Source organism: Paracoccus sp. MA (genome assembly GCF_020990385.1).
Taxonomy (GTDB): Bacteria; Pseudomonadota; Alphaproteobacteria; order Rhodobacterales; family Rhodobacteraceae; genus Paracoccus.
In genome coordinates, this window is sequence record NZ_CP087597.1 from 1,245,363 (window position 1) to 1,260,492 (window position 15,130).

At 70.4% G+C, this 15,130-nt stretch carries 10 protein-coding genes, 1 tRNA gene and 1 riboswitch; of the genes, 10 read left to right on the top strand and 1 reads right to left on the bottom strand.

Annotated features, from left to right (window positions below; translation table 11 throughout):
- Nucleotides 1-97 precede the first annotated feature (97 nt).
- The 3 genes from LOS78_RS06235 to metK all read left to right on the top strand — a co-directional run bounded on the left by LOS78_RS06235 (nt 98) and on the right by metK (nt 5,015).
- On the top strand, nt 98-2,188 hold the full coding sequence (locus tag LOS78_RS06235; RefSeq protein WP_230376201.1) for a DEAD/DEAH box helicase: 2,091 nt from the start codon (nt 98-100) through the stop codon (nt 2,186-2,188).
- Between the two features lie 9 nt (nt 2,189-2,197).
- The gene (gene lnt, locus LOS78_RS06240; protein WP_230376203.1) at nt 2,198-3,763 is read left to right on the top strand and encodes an apolipoprotein N-acyltransferase; all 1,566 of its coding nucleotides are present in this window, start codon (nt 2,198-2,200) and stop codon (nt 3,761-3,763) included.
- 32 nt (nt 3,764-3,795) lie between these two features.
- A riboswitch (SAM-SAH riboswitch) is annotated at nt 3,796-3,843 on the top strand.
- Between the two features lie 5 nt (nt 3,844-3,848).
- The gene (metK, locus tag LOS78_RS06245) at nt 3,849-5,015 is read left to right on the top strand and encodes a methionine adenosyltransferase (RefSeq protein ID WP_028711465.1); all 1,167 of its coding nucleotides are present in this window, start codon (nt 3,849-3,851) and stop codon (nt 5,013-5,015) included.
- Between the two features lie 167 nt (nt 5,016-5,182).
- On the opposite strand, the gene LOS78_RS06250 is transcribed toward metK, so the two are convergent.
- The gene (locus LOS78_RS06250) at nt 5,183-5,809 is read right to left on the bottom strand and encodes a J domain-containing protein (protein WP_028711466.1); all 627 of its coding nucleotides are present in this window, start codon (nt 5,807-5,809) and stop codon (nt 5,183-5,185) included.
- Between the two features lie 69 nt (nt 5,810-5,878).
- Between LOS78_RS06250 and LOS78_RS06255 the strand changes: the two genes are divergently transcribed.
- The 7 genes from LOS78_RS06255 to LOS78_RS06285 all read left to right on the top strand — a co-directional run bounded on the left by LOS78_RS06255 (nt 5,879) and on the right by LOS78_RS06285 (nt 14,872).
- Nucleotides 5,879-6,130, top strand: coding sequence for a BolA family transcriptional regulator (locus LOS78_RS06255; protein WP_230376205.1), 252 nt, complete (start codon nt 5,879-5,881; stop codon nt 6,128-6,130).
- An 81-nt stretch (nt 6,131-6,211) separates the two neighbouring features.
- The gene (gene glpX / locus LOS78_RS06260) at nt 6,212-7,177 is read left to right on the top strand and encodes a class II fructose-bisphosphatase (RefSeq protein WP_028716434.1); all 966 of its coding nucleotides are present in this window, start codon (nt 6,212-6,214) and stop codon (nt 7,175-7,177) included.
- A gap of 49 nt (nt 7,178-7,226) precedes the next feature.
- Nucleotides 7,227-8,981 (top strand): single-stranded-DNA-specific exonuclease RecJ, encoded by a 1,755-nt coding sequence (recJ, locus tag LOS78_RS06265; RefSeq protein WP_230376219.1) that lies wholly within the window; start codon nt 7,227-7,229, stop codon nt 8,979-8,981.
- Between the two features lie 122 nt (nt 8,982-9,103).
- A tRNA-Glu gene (locus LOS78_RS06270) sits at nt 9,104-9,178 on the top strand.
- 357 nt (nt 9,179-9,535) lie between these two features.
- Nucleotides 9,536-10,213, top strand: a complete 678-nt coding sequence (locus tag LOS78_RS06275) for a hypothetical protein (protein ID WP_230376221.1) — start codon at nt 9,536-9,538, stop codon at nt 10,211-10,213.
- Nucleotides 10,119-11,639 carry a DNA polymerase Y family protein gene (locus tag LOS78_RS06280; protein WP_230376222.1) on the top strand — a complete coding sequence of 507 codons (1,521 nt, stop codon included), beginning with the start codon at nt 10,119-10,121 and terminating at the stop codon, nt 11,637-11,639. The genes LOS78_RS06275 and LOS78_RS06280 overlap by 95 nt, the downstream gene beginning before the upstream one ends.
- Complete coding sequence (locus LOS78_RS06285) at nt 11,639-14,872, top strand: error-prone DNA polymerase (RefSeq protein ID WP_230376224.1); 3,234 nt, start codon at nt 11,639-11,641, stop codon at nt 14,870-14,872. The genes LOS78_RS06280 and LOS78_RS06285 overlap by 1 nt, the downstream gene beginning before the upstream one ends.
- The last annotated feature ends 258 nt before the right edge of the window (nt 14,873-15,130 follow it).

Sequence of the window (15,130 nt, forward strand, 5' to 3'; positions counted from 1 at the left end):
TTGCGTCCCGACCCGCCGCGAAGCCCGGTTTCCGGGACGGGCGGCGATGGACGCAAGCACGGCGCGGGTTGTCCGCGCATTGATACGAAAGCCCTGAATGACCAAGTTTTCCGATCTGAAGCTGGACCCCAAGGTTCTGAAAGCCATCGCCGAGGCGGGGTATGAAACCCCGACCCCGATCCAGGCCGGGGCGATTCCCCCGGCGCTGGAAGGGCGCGACGTGCTGGGCATCGCCCAGACCGGCACCGGCAAGACCGCCAGCTTCACCCTGCCGATGATCACGCTCCTGGGCCGCGGCCGCGCCCGCGCCCGGATGCCGCGTTCGCTGGTCCTTTGCCCGACCCGCGAACTGGCCGCCCAGGTGGCCGAGAACTTCGACATCTACGCCAAGCACACCCGCCTGACCAAGGCGCTGCTGATCGGCGGCGTCAGCTTCGGCGAACAGGACAAGCTGATCGACCGCGGCGTGGACGTGCTGATCGCGACGCCCGGCCGGCTTCTGGACCATTTCGAGCGCGGCAAGCTCCTGCTGACCGGCGTGCAGATCATGGTGGTGGACGAGGCCGACCGGATGCTCGACATGGGCTTCATCCCCGATATCGAGCGCATCTTCCAGCTGACGCCCTTCACCCGGCAGACGCTGTTCTTCAGCGCCACCATGGCGCCCGAGATCGAGCGCATCACCGACACCTTCCTGCATGCGCCCGAGCGCATCGAGGTCGCCCGCCAGGCCACCACCAGCGAAACGATCACCCAGAAGCTGGTCGAGATCACCCCGACCCGCCGCGACCAGACCGCCAAGCAGAAGCGCGAATTGCTGCGCGCCCTGATTCGGGCCGAGGGCGAGGGGCTGAAGAACGCCATCATCTTCTGCAACCGCAAGACCGAGGTGGACATCGTCGCCAAGTCGCTCAAGGCGCATGGCTTCGACGCCGCGCCGATCCATGGCGACCTGGACCAGCGCCACCGCATGGCGACGCTGGACGGCTTCCGCGAAGGCACGCTGCGCTTCCTCATCGCCTCGGACGTGGCGGCGCGCGGGCTCGACATCCCGGCGGTCAGCCATGTCATCAACTTCGACCTGCCCAGCCATGCCGAGGATTACGTCCACCGCATCGGCCGCACCGGCCGCGCCGGACGCCAGGGCACCGCGATCTCGATCGCCACGCCCGCGGACGAGAAATATCTCGGCGCCATCGAAGCACTGGTCAAGCAAAGCCTGCCGCGCGCGGCGCTGCCCAAGGGATTCGCGCTTTCCTCGGCCGCCCAGGACGCGCCCCGCCCGTCGCGCGAGGGCGGCCGCCGCGAACGCGGCCGCGACCGGGATCGCCGCGGCCGCCGCGACGACAGCGAGCAGCGCGGCCATGCCCCAGAACCCCGCGCCGAGGCAAAGCCGGTGGAAGCCGCCGAGCGCCGGCAGGAACGCCCGGCGCGCGAAGAACGCCGCGAGGATCGGCGCGAACGCCATGGCGAGCGCGGCCATGACCGTCACGACCGGCGCGAGGAGCGCCGCGGCGACCGCCATCCGGTGATGGGCATGGGCGACCATGTGCCGGAATTCCTGACCCGCACCTTCCGCCCCGGCTTCACCGAGCCCGCCGAGGAGATCGCCGAACAGGCCGATCTGCGGCCCGCACCCGAACCGGCTGCCGAAGCCCCCGCCGCGGCAGCGCCCGTTGGGGAAAGCCCGGTTTCGGAAACGCCCGCCACGGCAAGCCCGGTTCCGGAAACCCCTGTCGCCGAAAGCCCGGCGGCGGAAACGCCCGCCGCGGTGGAAAAGCCCAAGCGCTCGCGCAGCCGCAAGGCCAAGCCGGCCCCCGAAGCCCCGGCCGAGCCGCAGGCGCCGGCCGAACCGGAGGCGAGCGCCGAAGCCGAGGCACCGGCCGAAACGCCCGAGCCCGCCGCCGCGGCCAAGCCCGCCCGCAAGCGCAAGCCGCGTGCCCCCAAGGCAGAGACGGCCGAAGCCGTGCCCGCCGAGCCCGTGGAACCCGCAGCTGCCGAAGCACCGGCCGACACCGAGCCGGCCGCGAAGCCGGCCCGCAAGCCGGCGAAGAAACCGGCCAAGCCCCGCGCGCCGCGCAAGCCCAAGGCCGCCGACCAAGCCGAAGCCGCGCCGGTCGAGTCCGACGGCGATGCGACCCAGCCCGAGGCTGCCGGCAGCCCGGACGACGGCACCGCCGAGGCCTGAGCCGGCCGCATGGTCTCGCCGGTCTTTCCAGGACCAACGCGAAAACTATCGCGGGCGTCATCGCAGCGGCGGCGCCCATCCTGGGCCGCCCTCGCGCTCGATCTCGCGCTGGGGACCCTGGCGGCCCTGGGACAGGCGCCCTGGAACCTGTGGTTCCTGACGGTTCTGGCGCTCGCCGCGCTTTGCTGGCAGATCGGCCGCGCCGGACATGCCCGCGCCGCCGCCTGGCATGGTTTCGCGGCGGGGCTGGGCCATTTCGCCCTGGCCATGTACTGGATCGTCGAACCGTTCTTCGTCGAGCCCGAGATCTATGGCTGGATGGCCCCCTTCGCGCTGTTCTTCATGGCGGCAGGGGGCGCGCTGTTCTGGACGGTTCCCGCCTGGCTCGCCGCGCGCCTCGCCCCGGGTTTTCCCCGGCAAGGGCTGGTCTTTGCCGCGTTGATGGTGTTTTCCGACTGGCTGCGCGGCTGGATCTTCACCGGCCTGCCCTGGGCGCTGGCCGGCCATGTCTGGATCGACACACCGGCCGGCCAACTCGCCGCGACGCTTGGCTCGATCGGCCTCTCGGGGCTGACCATGCTGGCAGCGGCGCTGCCGCTGGCCTTCTGGCGGGGCGGACCCGACCACCTGCGCGCCGCCCTGCCCGGCGCGCTGCTGGCCGCCCTGGCCATCGCCGCGGCCTGGAGCGCCGGCATGGCGCGCCTGGCCCGGCCGCTGCCCGCCGACAGCGCCCTGCATCTGCGCCTGATCCAGCCCAATGCCGTCCAGGCGCTGAAATGGGATCCCTACTGGTCCGAGGTGTTCTTCCGCAGGCTGCTCGACCTTTCCGCCATCCGCGATTCCGGCCGGCCCGCCCCCGATGCGGTGATCTGGCCGGAAACCGCGGTGAACTTCCTGCTCGAGCAATCCGGCACCGCCCCGCAGGACATCGCCGGCTTCGTCGGCGCGCCGGTCATCCTCGGCATCCAGCGCGTCGAGGGCGCGCGTTATTTCAACAGCCTGACCACGTTCTCGGACCGGGGCATCGGCCCGGTCTATGACAAGTTCCACCTCGTTCCCTTCGGCGAATACACGCCCTGGGGCGATGTCATGGCCCGCTTCGGCATCCGCGCCTTTGCCGCCCAGCACGGTTTCGGCTATTCCGCCGGGCCGGGGCCTCAGGTCATCACCCTACCCGGCCTGCCGCCCCTGCAGCCGCTGATCTGCTACGAGGCGGTGTTCCCGCAGCATCTGGTCACCGGCGCCGACCGCCCGGCCTGGCTGCTCCAGGTCACCAACGACGCCTGGTTCGGCCAGCTTTCCGGTCCCTGGCAGCACCTGGCGCAGGCGCGGCTGCGCGCCATCGAATCGGGCCTGCCGCTGCTGCGGGCCGCGAATACCGGCGTCTCGGCGGTGATCGACGCGCGCGGGCAGCTGCGCGCCACGCTGGGCCTGAACCTGGCCGGCCGCATCGACGCCGCCCTGCCCGGCGCCCTGCCGCCCACCCCCTGGTCGCGCTGGCGCGACTGGCCGGCGCTCGGCCTTGCCGCGATCGGGCTGCTGCTTGCGGCACGGCGCCGCAATCTCCGAGGTTGACGGCAACCGGCGCCTCCACTAACGCTTCGGCCTGACCGTCACAACGGCTTCCTGGCGTGGCGGCGTCATTCAACGGAGCATCTTCATGGCCAGACAGGACTATGTGTTCACCTCGGAATCCGTCTCCGAGGGTCATCCCGACAAATTGTGCGACCAGATCTCGGACGCGGTGCTGGACGCGCTTCTGGCCGAGGACCCGGCCGCCCGCGTCGCCTGCGAGGCCTTCGCGACCACCGGCACGGTCGTCATCGGCGGCGAGATCGGGCTGAGCGACAAGAAGAAGCTCGGCGAATACATGGGCCGCATCGCCGAGATCGCCCGCAACACCATCCGCGACATCGGCTACGAGCAGGAAAAGTTCCACTGGAACACCTGCCACGTCCACAACTACCTGCACGAGCAATCCGCCCATATCAGCCAGGGCGTCGACCGCGACGGCGCCGGCGACCAGGGCATCATGTTCGGCTATGCCGTGGATGAGACGCCGGAGCTGATGCCGGCGCCGATCCAATATGCCCATGCCATCCTGCGCCGCCTGGCCGAGGTCCGGAAATCCGGCGCCGAGCCGATGCTCGGGCCCGATGCGAAATCCCAGCTGAGCCTGCGCTACGAGAACGGCAGGCCGGTCGAGATCACCAGTCTGGTGCTGTCGCACCAGCACAAGGACGAGACGCAGAGTTCGGACGACATCCGCGCCATCGTCGAGCCTTATATCCGCGAGGTGCTGCCCGCGGAATGGCTGACCGGGAACACCGAATGGTGGGTGAACCCCACCGGCACCTTCGTGATCGGCGGACCCGACGGCGACGCCGGGCTGACCGGGCGCAAGATCATCGTCGACACCTATGGCGGCGCGGCCCCGCATGGCGGCGGCGCGTTTTCCGGCAAGGACCCGACCAAGGTCGACCGCTCGGCCGCCTATGCGGCACGCTACCTGGCCAAGAACGTCGTCGCGGCCGGGCTGGCGAAGCGCTGCGTGATCCAGCTTTCCTACGCCATCGGCGTGGCGAAGCCCCTGTCCATCTATGCCGACACCTTCGGCACCAGCGAAATCCCCGAGACCGAGATCGAGCGCGCGATCTCCCGCGCCATGGACCTGACGCCGCGCGGCATCCGCGAACATCTGGACCTGTGCCGGCCGATCTATCGCCGCACCGCCGCCTATGGCCACTTCGGCCGCGCCCCGGAAGCGGATGGCGGTTTCTCCTGGGAAAGGACCGACCTCGCCGAAGCGATCAAGCGCGAGCTTTGAGGGAGTGAGGGGGCTTTGCCCCCGCGCGTTCCGCGCTCCCCCAGGATATTTGGACAAGAAAGAACCACAAGGGGACCGAGGACGGCCCTTCTTTCTTGGAAAAATATCCTGCGGGGGAAGCCCGTCGGGCTTGCACGACGGGCGCGGGGGCGCAAAGCCCCCGTTCTTCAGTCCTTGAAGCTGCGGCTGTCCTTGATCTGGTCCCAGGCCCAGACCACCTCCTGCAGGCGCTCTTCGTCCGAGCGGTCGCCGCCGTTCATGTCGGGATGCAGGTCCTTGACCAGCGACTTGTACTGCTTGCGGATCTCGGCCCGCGTCCAGGTCTCCTTGGCCTCGAGGATCTCCAGCGCCCGGCGTTCGGTCGGCGGCAGCTTCCGGGCGGTGCGGTTGCGCAGCTCGGGATTGGTGCCGTTCGCGCCCAGGATCTCCAGCGGGTCGTCGATGCCGTGGCGCGCCCATTTCTGTTCCTGCGCCGCCCGGCCGAAGGGCTTGGTCGGCCGTTCCCAGACCGTGGCATTGTCCAGGAACTCCTGGAACTCGGCCTCGGACTGGCCCTGGAAATAGTTCCAGTTCAGGTTGTATTCGCGCACGTGCTCCTTGCAGAACCAGTAGTATTCGTCCAGCGCCCGCGGCGATTTCGGCGCGCGATACTGGCCGGGCTGGTTGCAGCCCTCCTTGTCGCACCGCCGCGTCGAGGTCTCGAAGGCGCCGGACATGCCGCGCCGGCCCTTGGCGCGGCGCTTCTTGTCCGCGGCAGCGGAAATGTCGAATCCGAACGGGTCGCTGTTGCTCATCTGCCTGCCTTGTCCTGAACGGGACAGGCAGTTTAGGCTATTTCGCGGGACATGAAAGGGGGCAAGCGCATGATTGCCGACGAGATGCGTGAAAGACTGGCCGAACTGCAGCCCTCGCGGCTGGAGATCATCGACGAAAGCGAAAGCCATCGCGGCCATGGCGGCTGGCAAGAGGGCGGCGAGACGCATTTCCGCATCCGCATGGCCAGCGCCCGCTTTGCGGGGCTGGGCCATGTCGCGCGGCATCGGCTGGTGCATGCCGCCTTGGGCGACATCGTGCCGCGCATCCATGCGCTGGCGCTGGAACTGGCGGAAAACTGACTCGTTAGCGCACGCAGGCTTGCCCGTTTCCGGCGCCGGGCGTAGAAGCCCGGAAAGGCAGAAAGCACAAGGAATTTCCGCATGACCTCGCCCAAGGATTTCAACGATCGCATGCTGTCGCTCGGCCTGGCCCGCGTCAGCGAGGCCGCCGCCCATGCCTCGGCGCGGCTGATCGGCCGCGGCGACGAGAAGGCGGCCGACCAGGCCGCCGTCAACGCGATGCGCGAGCAGCTGAACCTGCTGGACATCAAGGGCGTCGTCGTCATCGGCGAGGGCGAGCGGGACGAAGCGCCGATGCTCTATATCGGCGAGGAGGTGGGCACCGGCGCAGGGCCCGAGGTGGATATCGCGCTGGACCCGCTGGAGGGCACCACGCTGACCGCCAAGGACATGCCGAACGCGCTGACCGTGATCGCCATGGCGCCGCGCGGCACGCTGCTGCACGCGCCCGACGTCTACATGGAAAAGCTCGCCATCGGGCCGGGCTATCCCAAGGACGTGGTCAGCCTGGACATGACGCCCTCGGAACGGGTGCGGGCGCTGGCCAAGGCCGGCGGCGTCAAGGACAGCGACATCACCGTCTGCATCCTCGAGCGCCCGCGCCATGAGGATCTGATCGCCGAGGTCCGCTCGACCGGCGCGGCCATCCGGCTGATCACCGACGGCGACGTGGCCGGGGTCATCCATTGCGCCGAGGCCGAGCTGACCGGCATCGACATGTATATGGGCTCGGGCGGCGCGCCCGAGGGGGTTCTGGCCGCCTCGGCGCTGAAATGCATGGGCGGGCAGATGTGGGGCAAGCTGCTGTTCCGCAACGACGACGAGAAGGGCCGCGCCGCCAAGGCCGGCATCACCGACCTGGACCGGGTCTATTCGCGCGACGAGCTGGTCACCGCCGACGTGATCTTTGCCGCGACCGGGGTGACCAACGGCTCGATCGTGGCCGGCGTCAAGCGCGAGCCGCATTATCTGCAGACCGAGACCATCCTGATGCGTTCCAAGACCGGCTCGGTGCGGCGCATGATCTATCGCAACCCGGTCAAGTAAGCGGGCCGACAGGCTTGAACAGCGGGCGGTCATGGGGGATGAAGCCCGCATGACCGCCTTTCTTTCCGTCACCGCCTCGCTGACCGGCCGCCTGTGGCGTGGTCCCGACGCCGCCCTGGAACGCGCCGCCGAGGCGCTGGCCCAGGACAGCCGCCTGCCGCTGCCCGTCAGCCGGGTGCTGGCCGCCCGCGGCGTGCCCGCGCATGAAACGCCGCTTTATCTCGATCCCAAGCTGCGCGACCTGCTGCCCGATCCCTCGCGCCTGCGCGACATGGACAAGGCCGCCGAGCGGCTGGTCGCCGCGGTGCTGGCCGGCCAGCGCATCGCCATCTTTGCCGATTACGACGTGGATGGCGGCGCCTCGGCCGCGCTGCTGCTGGACTGGCTGCGCCGGCAGGGCCGCGACGCGACGCTTTATATCCCCGACCGCATCGACGAAGGCTACGGCCCGAACGCTCCGGCCATCGCGGCGCTGTCGCAGGATCACGACCTGATCGTCTGCGTCGATTGCGGCACGCTCAGCCATGAGGCGCTGGCGGCGGCCAGCTGCGACGTGATCGTGCTGGACCACCACCAGGGGGCCGAGACCCTGCCGCCGGTGCTGGCGGTGGTGAACCCGAATCGCGCCGACGAGGATGGCAGCCTCGGCCATCTCTGCGCCGCCGGCGTGGTTTTCCTGACGCTGGTGCGCTGCAACAGCCTGCTGCGCCAGGGCGGCCATGCGCAGCCCGACCTGATCCCGCTGCTCGACCTGGTGGCGCTGGCGACGATCGCGGATGTGGCGCCGCTGGTGGGAGTGAACCGCGCCTTCGTGCGCCAGGGGCTGCTGATCATGGCGCGGCGCGAGCGCCCCGGGCTGGTGGCGCTGTCGGACGTGGCGCGGCTCGATTCGGCGCCGAATGCCTTTCACCTGGGCTTCCTTTTGGGGCCGCGCATCAATGCCGGCGGCCGCGTGGGTAAGGCGGATCTGGGGGCGTTGTGCCTGTCCTGCACCGACGGCCGCCAAGCCGAGCGGCTGGCAGCCGAGCTGGACGCGCTGAACCGCGACCGCCGCGCCATCGAGGCCGCCGTGCGCGACGAGGCGCTGGCCCAGGTCGAGGCGCGCGCCCAGGCTGCGGGCGATGCCGGCTGCGTGGCCTGGGCGGCCGGCGAGGGCTGGCATCCCGGCGTCGTGGGCATCGTCGCCGCGCGGATGAAGGAGGCGACCGGCCTGCCCTCGGTGGTGATCGGGGTCGAGGGCGGCATCGGCAAGGGCTCGGCCCGCTCGGTGCCCGGCGTCGATCTGGGCCGCGCCATCCAGCGCCTGGCCGCCGAGGGGCTGCTGCTGAAGGGCGGCGGGCACGCCATGGCGGCCGGCCTCTCCGTCGCAGAGGCGAAGATCCCCGAGGCCATGGCGCGGCTGTCGCAATTGCTCTCGCGCGAGATGGCCGAGCGCCCGGGCATGGGCGAGCTGCGCATATCCGGCCTCTTGGACCCCGCCGGCGCCACGGTCGAGCTGATGCAGATGCTGGAACGCGCCGGCCCCTTCGGCCAGGCCGCGCCGGCACCGCGATTCGCCTTTGCCGAGCAGCTGATCGACAGCGCCGGGACGATGGGCGACAGCCATCTGCGCCTGCGCTTCCGCAGCCCCGGCAGCCCGGTGCTGGAGGCGGTGGCCTGGGGCGCGATGAATGGCCCGCTGGGCCCGGCGCTGCTGGGCGCCAAGGGGCGGCGCTTCCATCTGGCGGGCAAGCTGGAGCTCACGCAATGGGGCGGACGAGAGCGCGTGCGGCTGCGTCTGGACGATGCCGCGCCGGTCGGCTGAAGCGGCGGGCGCTGCCGGAAAAAACTTTGTGCCGGGATGATTTTTCCGCTTGCAGCCCTGCAGCAGAGAACCTAAATACCGCCCCACGCCGCAGGGCACCGCGCCTTGCGGATGCAGAAAGTGGCCCGTTCGTCTATCGGTTAGGACGTCAGGTTTTCAACCTGAAAAGAGGGGTTCGACTCCCCTACGGGCTGCCACTTCCCTTCTGCCCCTCTGTTCCCCCTCGATCAGGATCGCCCCCGCATCGCCCGCCTCGTAGGAAGCGGCGCAGCGCATGGGCTTTCGGACCGTCGCCAGCAGGTCTGATCGGCAGCCACCCACATCATCGCTGCGGCCATGATGAAGCCTGTGAAGGTTCTGCGCTCGTCGCTTTGCCGCCATCCGGAATTCCGCGGCCCAGGACGGCGCCCCATGCGGTTCATCCCGGCCCGTCCGCTCCTCCTCGGCGCGCGCCTGCGGCGCAGTCGTCCCGGGCCATTCGTGCCGCGAAGCCGCCACGATTGACGAATCCCTGGCGGCGGAATAAGAACAAATAAAGAACAAACGACTGAACCATGTCCGCTCGCCCTTTCCCTTTCGGGGTGGCGCCTTTCGGACGGGCGCCAGTCCCCGCGGCGCCGCAACCGACCGCGCCGACCCTGTCCGAAGCTTTCGACACCCGGCCCCTGACGGGTGCCGCGGCCGGATTCGTGCTGGCCGCCCTGCCGCCGGGGCTGGTGCTCTGGGCGCAGGACCGGCTGAGCCGGGCCGAGTTCGGCGCCCCCTTCCTGCCCGGCATGGGGCGGGATCTGCTGCGGCTGGACCTGACGCGCCCCGCCGATGTGCTGGCGGCGCTGGAGGACGGGCTGCAAGGCCGCGCCCTGGCCGCCGTGGTGGGCGAGATCCATGGCACCGCTGCGGCGCTGAGCTTCACCGCCAGCCGCCGCCTGGCGCTGCGGGCCGAAGCGGCGGGCCTGCCCTGCTGGCTGATCCGCCATGCCGCGCCGCCCGAACCCAGCGCGGCGCGGATGCGCTGGCGGCTGACGCCGCTGCCCTCGCTTCCCCATCCCGACGATCCGCAAGCGCCGGGCGATCCGCGCTGGCTGGCCGAGCTGTTCCGGGCGCGCGGCCGGCCGCCCTCGACCTGGGTGGCGCGCCATGACCGGGCGGCGGATCGTCTCGATTTCTCTGCCCCGCCTGGCGATCGAGAGCTGGCTGAGCCGCGCCGCGCACCGGGGCGACGGCTGGCCTGAGGAGATCCCGCTGGCGCTGGCCGCGCCCGGTCCGCACGGGCCCGTCATCCATGCCGCGAACCGTGCCGCCGAACGGGCCGGGGCCCGCATCGGCGCCCGCGCCGTGGACAGCCGCGCCATCTGTCCCGCCCTGCGCATCGAACCGGCCGAGCCCGACCGCGACGCCGCCCGGCTGGCGCGGCTGGCCTTCTGGGCGCGGCGCTGGGGTCCCTTCAGCACGCCCGACGGCGAGGACGGCATCATCCTCGACACCACCGGCACCGCGCATCTGTTCGGCGGCGAGGCGGCGCTGCTGGCCGAGATCCAGGCCGGATTCGCCCGGGCCGGGCTGACCGCGCGGCTGGCACTGGCGCCGACGCGCGGCGCGGCCTGGGCGCTGGCCCGCTTCGGACCCGAGCGCGCGATCTGCGCCGATCCGCTGCCCGCCTTGGCGCCGCTGCCGGTGGCCGGGTTGCGGCTGTCGGGGGAAACCCTGCTGCTCTTGCGCCGGCTGGGGCTCAAGACCATCGGCGACCTCGCAGGGCTGCCGCGCCTGTCGCTGATGCGCCGCTTTGCCCGGGCCGAACCGCAGGACAATCCGCTGATCCGCCTCGACCAGGCGCTGGGGCGCGCGGCCGAGCCGCTGGATGCGCCCGAGCCCGCACCCGAATACGCCGCCGAGGTCCGGCTGGCCGAGCCGGTGATGGACCCCTCGGACTGGCTGCCCGGATTGCTGGCCGATCTTTGCGCGCAGATGGCGGCGGCGGATCGCGGCTGCCGGCGGCTGTGCCTGTCGGTGTTTCGCGTCGATGGCGAGCGGCGCGACATCCGCGTCGCCATGGCCGCACCCACGCGCGACCCCGGCCACCTGCTACGCCTGTTCGATGGCCGGCTCGGCCGGCTGGACCCCGGCTATGGCTTCGACCTGATCCGCCTCGCGGCCGAGGCGGTCGAGCCGCTGGCCCAGGCCCAGCCCGGCCTGGACGGCGCCGCGCCCGCAGGGCTGGCACTGGCGCGGCTGGTGGACCGGCTGGCAGCGCGCTTCGGCGCGGCGGCAATCAGCCGGCCGCTGCCGCAGGAAAGCCATATCCCCGAACGCGCCGAGACACCCGGCCCGCCTCTGGCCACCACCCCCGCCCCGGTCGCGCGCCCCGACCGGCCGATCCGCCTGCTCAACCCGCCCGAGGAGATCCGCGTGCTCTACGCCATCCCCGAAGGCCCGCCGGCGCAATTCGTCTGGCGCCGGCAGACCCTGCGCGTCGCCCGCCATGCCGGGCCCGAGCGCATCGCGCCGGAATGGTGGCACGACCGCCCCGGCACCCGGCTGCGCGACTATTTCCGCATCGAGGACGACAGCGGCCTGCGCCTGTGGATCTATCGCGAGGGGCTGGTCCATGACGGCCGCGGCGGCGCGCCGCGCTGGTTCCTGCACGGGATCTTCGCCTGATGCCCGACCATCATGCCCGCCCCGAGATCCCCCTGCCCCCGGTCGAGCACCCGAACCCGCCCGCGGATTACGTCGAGCTGGCGGTGACCAGCGCCTTCAGCTTCCTGCACGGCGCCTCGCATCCGCGCGAACTGGCGCTGGCGGCGCATCTGATGGGCTATGACGCGCTGGGGATCGCCGACCTGAACAGCCTCGCTGGGGTGGTGCGGCTGCATGCCGCGGCCAGGAAACTGCAGCTGCGCCCGGTGATCGGGGTGCGGATCGTGCTGGCGGACGGCACCGCCTTCCTGGCCTATCCGACCGACCGCGCCGCCTATGGCCGGCTCGCCTCGCTCATCACCAAGGGCCGGCGGCACGATCTGGACGGGAACTGGCAGAAGAAGGGGCGCTGCGACCTGAGCCTGGACGATCTGGCCGCCCATGCCGAAGGCATGCGGCTGGTCTGGCTGCCGGGCGACGACCTTGCACCCCTGCCCCGTCTGGCCCGCCGCCTGCCGCAGCTGTCGCATGTCGCGGCAAGCTGGCTTTATCGCGGCGACGACCGGGCGCGGATCAATCGCCTCGACCGGGCGGCGCGGGCGGCGGGGCTGTCGATCGTCGCGGTGAACGACGTGCATTACCATGTCCCCGATCGCCGGCCGCTGCAGGACGCGATGACCTGCATCCGCGAGGGCACCACCATCGCCCGGGCCGGGCTGCTGCTGGCGCAGAATGCCGAACGTCACCTGAAGCCGCCGGCCGAGATGGCGCGCCTGTTCGCCGACTGGCCCCATGCCATCCGCGCCACGCGCGAGATCGCCGACAGCTGCCGCTTCTCGCTGGACGAACTGCAATACGAATATCCCCGCGAAAGCGTGCCGCCCGGGCTGACCCCGCAGCAGCATCTGGAAAACCTGACCTGGCAGGGCGCGGACTGGCGCTATCCCTCGGGCGTGCCCGAGAAGGTCCGCGCCACCCTGGTCAAGGAACTGGCGCTGATCCGCCGGAAGGAGATCGCGCAATATTTCCTGACCATCCACGACATCGTCCGCTATGCCGAAGACCAGGGCATCCTGAACCAGGGCCGCGGCTCGGCGGCGAATTCGGCGGTCTGCTACGTCCTCGGCATCACCCCGGTCGATCCCGCCAAGCATGAACTGCTGTTCGAGCGATTCATCAGCGAAAACCGCAAGGAACCGCCCGATATCGACGTGGATTTCGAGCATGAGCGGCGCGAGGAGGTCATCCAGCACATCTATGACGCATATGGCCGCGACCGCGCCGGGCTCTGCGCCACGGTGATCCACTACCGCCCGCGCAGCGCCATCCGCGAGGTCGGCAAGGTCATGGGCCTGTCCGAGGACGTGACCTCCGCCCTGGCCGACACGGTCTGGGGCAGCTGGGGCAAGGACATGTCGGCGGCCTCGACCGACCAGGCCGGGCTCGACCTGGGCGACCCGCTGCTGCGGCGCACGGTCAGGCTGGCCGAGGAGATGATCGGCATGCCGCGCCACCTGTCGCAGCATGTCGGCGGCTTCGTGCTGACCGAGGGGCCGCTGTCGGAAACCGTGCCCATCGGCAATGCCGCCCTGCCGGAACGCAGCTTCATCGAATGGGACAAGGACGACATCGACGAATTGCGCATCCTCAAGGTCGATGTGCTGGCGCTGGGGATGCTCACCTGCATCCGCAAATGCTTCGAACTGGTCCGGGTGCATTACGGCAAGGCGCTGACGCTTTCGGATTTCGACCGGGACGACCCGGAAACCTATGAGATGCTGAAAAAAGGCGACAGCATCGGCACCTTCCAGGTCGAAAGCCGAGCGCAGATGGCCATGCTGCCGCGCCTGAAGCCCCAGGAGTTCTACGACCTGGTGATCCAGGTGGCCATCGTCCGCCCCGGCCCGATCCAGGGCAACATGGTCCATCCCTATCTGCGTCGCCGGGCGGGGTTAGAAAAACCCGATTATCCCGGCCCGAAAAATGGAGACCCGGACGAGTTGAGGAATATCCTGAAACGCACCCTGGGCGTGCCGATCTTTCAGGAACAGGCGATGAAGATCGCCATGGTCGCCGCGCAATTCACCCCGGGCGAGGTGGACGATCTGCGCAAGGCCATGGCCACCTTCCGCTCACGCGGGACGATCGGGCAGTTGCAGGACCGGATGGTCGGCCGCATGGTCGAACGCGGCTACGACCGCGACTTCGCCGAGCGGTGCTTCAACCAGATCAAGGGTTTCGGCGATTACGGTTTCCCCGAAAGCCATGCGGCGGCCTTCGCGCATCTGGCCTATGTCTCGGCCTGGCTGAAATGCCATCACCCGGCCGCCTTCGCCGCGGCGCTGCTGAACAGCCAGCCGATGGGCTTCTACGCGCCCGCCCAGATCGTGCGCGACGCGCGCGACCACGGCGTCACCGTGCTGCCGGCCGATGTGAACATCAGCGAATGGGACAACACGCTTGAACCCTGCGACGGCGCCTTCGCGCTGCGCCTCGGCCTGCGCCAGATCGACGGGCTGTCCAAGGCGCTGGCCGAACGCATCAAGACGGCGCGGGATAAGCCCTATACCGATCTGGCCGATCTCAAGGCCCGCGCCGGGCTCGATGCCCGGGCCATCCGGCTGATCGCGGCCGCCGATGCGCTGCGTTCGATGGGGCTCGACCGGCGGGCGGGGCTGTGGCAGGCGCGCGCCCTGCGCGACGCGCCGGACCTGCCGCTGTTCGGGCGCCGGGACGAAGGGGCCGAGCCCGCCGTCGCCCTGCCCGCCATGCCGCTTTGCGAGCATGTCACCGCCGATTACCAGACCCTGCGGCTGTCGCTGAAGGCCCATCCCATGGCCTTCCTGCGCCGCAGCCTGACGGAACAGGGCTACGTCTCGGCGGGGGACCTCGCCGCCCTGCCGAACCGCGGCCGCCTGCGCATGGCCGGCATCGTGCTGGTGCGCCAGCGCCCCGGCAGCGCCAACGGCACCTGCTTCGTCACGCTGGAGGACGAGACCGGCGTGGCCAATCTGGTGATCTGGGAAAAGACCTTCGCGCAGTTCCGCAAGGTGGTGATGACCGCCCGCCTGCTGGAGGTGCATGGCCAGCTCCAGCGCGCCGATGGCGTGACCCATATCGTCGCGCATTGGCTGGGCGACCGTTCCGACGCATTGCTGCGCCTGGCCGGAGAGGCGCCGGCCGCACTGCCCCAACCCCGCCCCAGCCATCCGCGCCAGGTGCGCATCCTGCCAAAATCCCGGGATTTCCATTAGCGGCCAGTCCGTGGAGACGGGGATCGCTGCTGCACGGCCCCCGCGGCCCTTCCCCGCTGCAAGAGCAGCAACGCAAGGACGCCGGGCCGCCCGCAACTGCCGGCATGAACCGGAGTCCAGGCGCCAAGCTCGCCCGCAGCTGGGCGCATCGCAAACGCCATCCCGACGCCCGGCCCCTGCCACAACCTCCCGCCCCAAAGCGGAGAGTTCTTTCTTGTTCAAATATCCCCGCCGGAGGCCACAGCCCCCCGCGCAAAT

Excerpts from the sequence above, each read along its gene's own strand:
- LOS78_RS06235 (WP_230376201.1), top strand. The coding sequence starts at position 98 with ATGACCAAGTTTTCCGATCTGAAGCTGGACCCCAAGGTTCTGAAAGCC.
- lnt (WP_230376203.1), top strand. The coding sequence starts at position 2,198 with ATGGTCTCGCCGGTCTTTCCAGGACCAACGCGAAAACTATCGCGGGCG.
- metK (WP_028711465.1), top strand. The coding sequence starts at position 3,849 with ATGGCCAGACAGGACTATGTGTTCACCTCGGAATCCGTCTCCGAGGGT.
- LOS78_RS06250 (WP_028711466.1), bottom strand. The coding sequence starts at position 5,809 with ATGAGCAACAGCGACCCGTTCGGATTCGACATTTCCGCTGCCGCGGAC.
- LOS78_RS06255 (WP_230376205.1), top strand. The coding sequence starts at position 5,879 with ATGATTGCCGACGAGATGCGTGAAAGACTGGCCGAACTGCAGCCCTCG.
- glpX (WP_028716434.1), top strand. The coding sequence starts at position 6,212 with ATGACCTCGCCCAAGGATTTCAACGATCGCATGCTGTCGCTCGGCCTG.
- recJ (WP_230376219.1), top strand. The coding sequence starts at position 7,227 with ATGACCGCCTTTCTTTCCGTCACCGCCTCGCTGACCGGCCGCCTGTGG.
- LOS78_RS06275 (WP_230376221.1), top strand. The coding sequence starts at position 9,536 with ATGTCCGCTCGCCCTTTCCCTTTCGGGGTGGCGCCTTTCGGACGGGCG.
- LOS78_RS06280 (WP_230376222.1), top strand. The coding sequence starts at position 10,119 with ATGACCGGGCGGCGGATCGTCTCGATTTCTCTGCCCCGCCTGGCGATC.
- LOS78_RS06285 (WP_230376224.1), top strand. The coding sequence starts at position 11,639 with ATGCCCGACCATCATGCCCGCCCCGAGATCCCCCTGCCCCCGGTCGAG.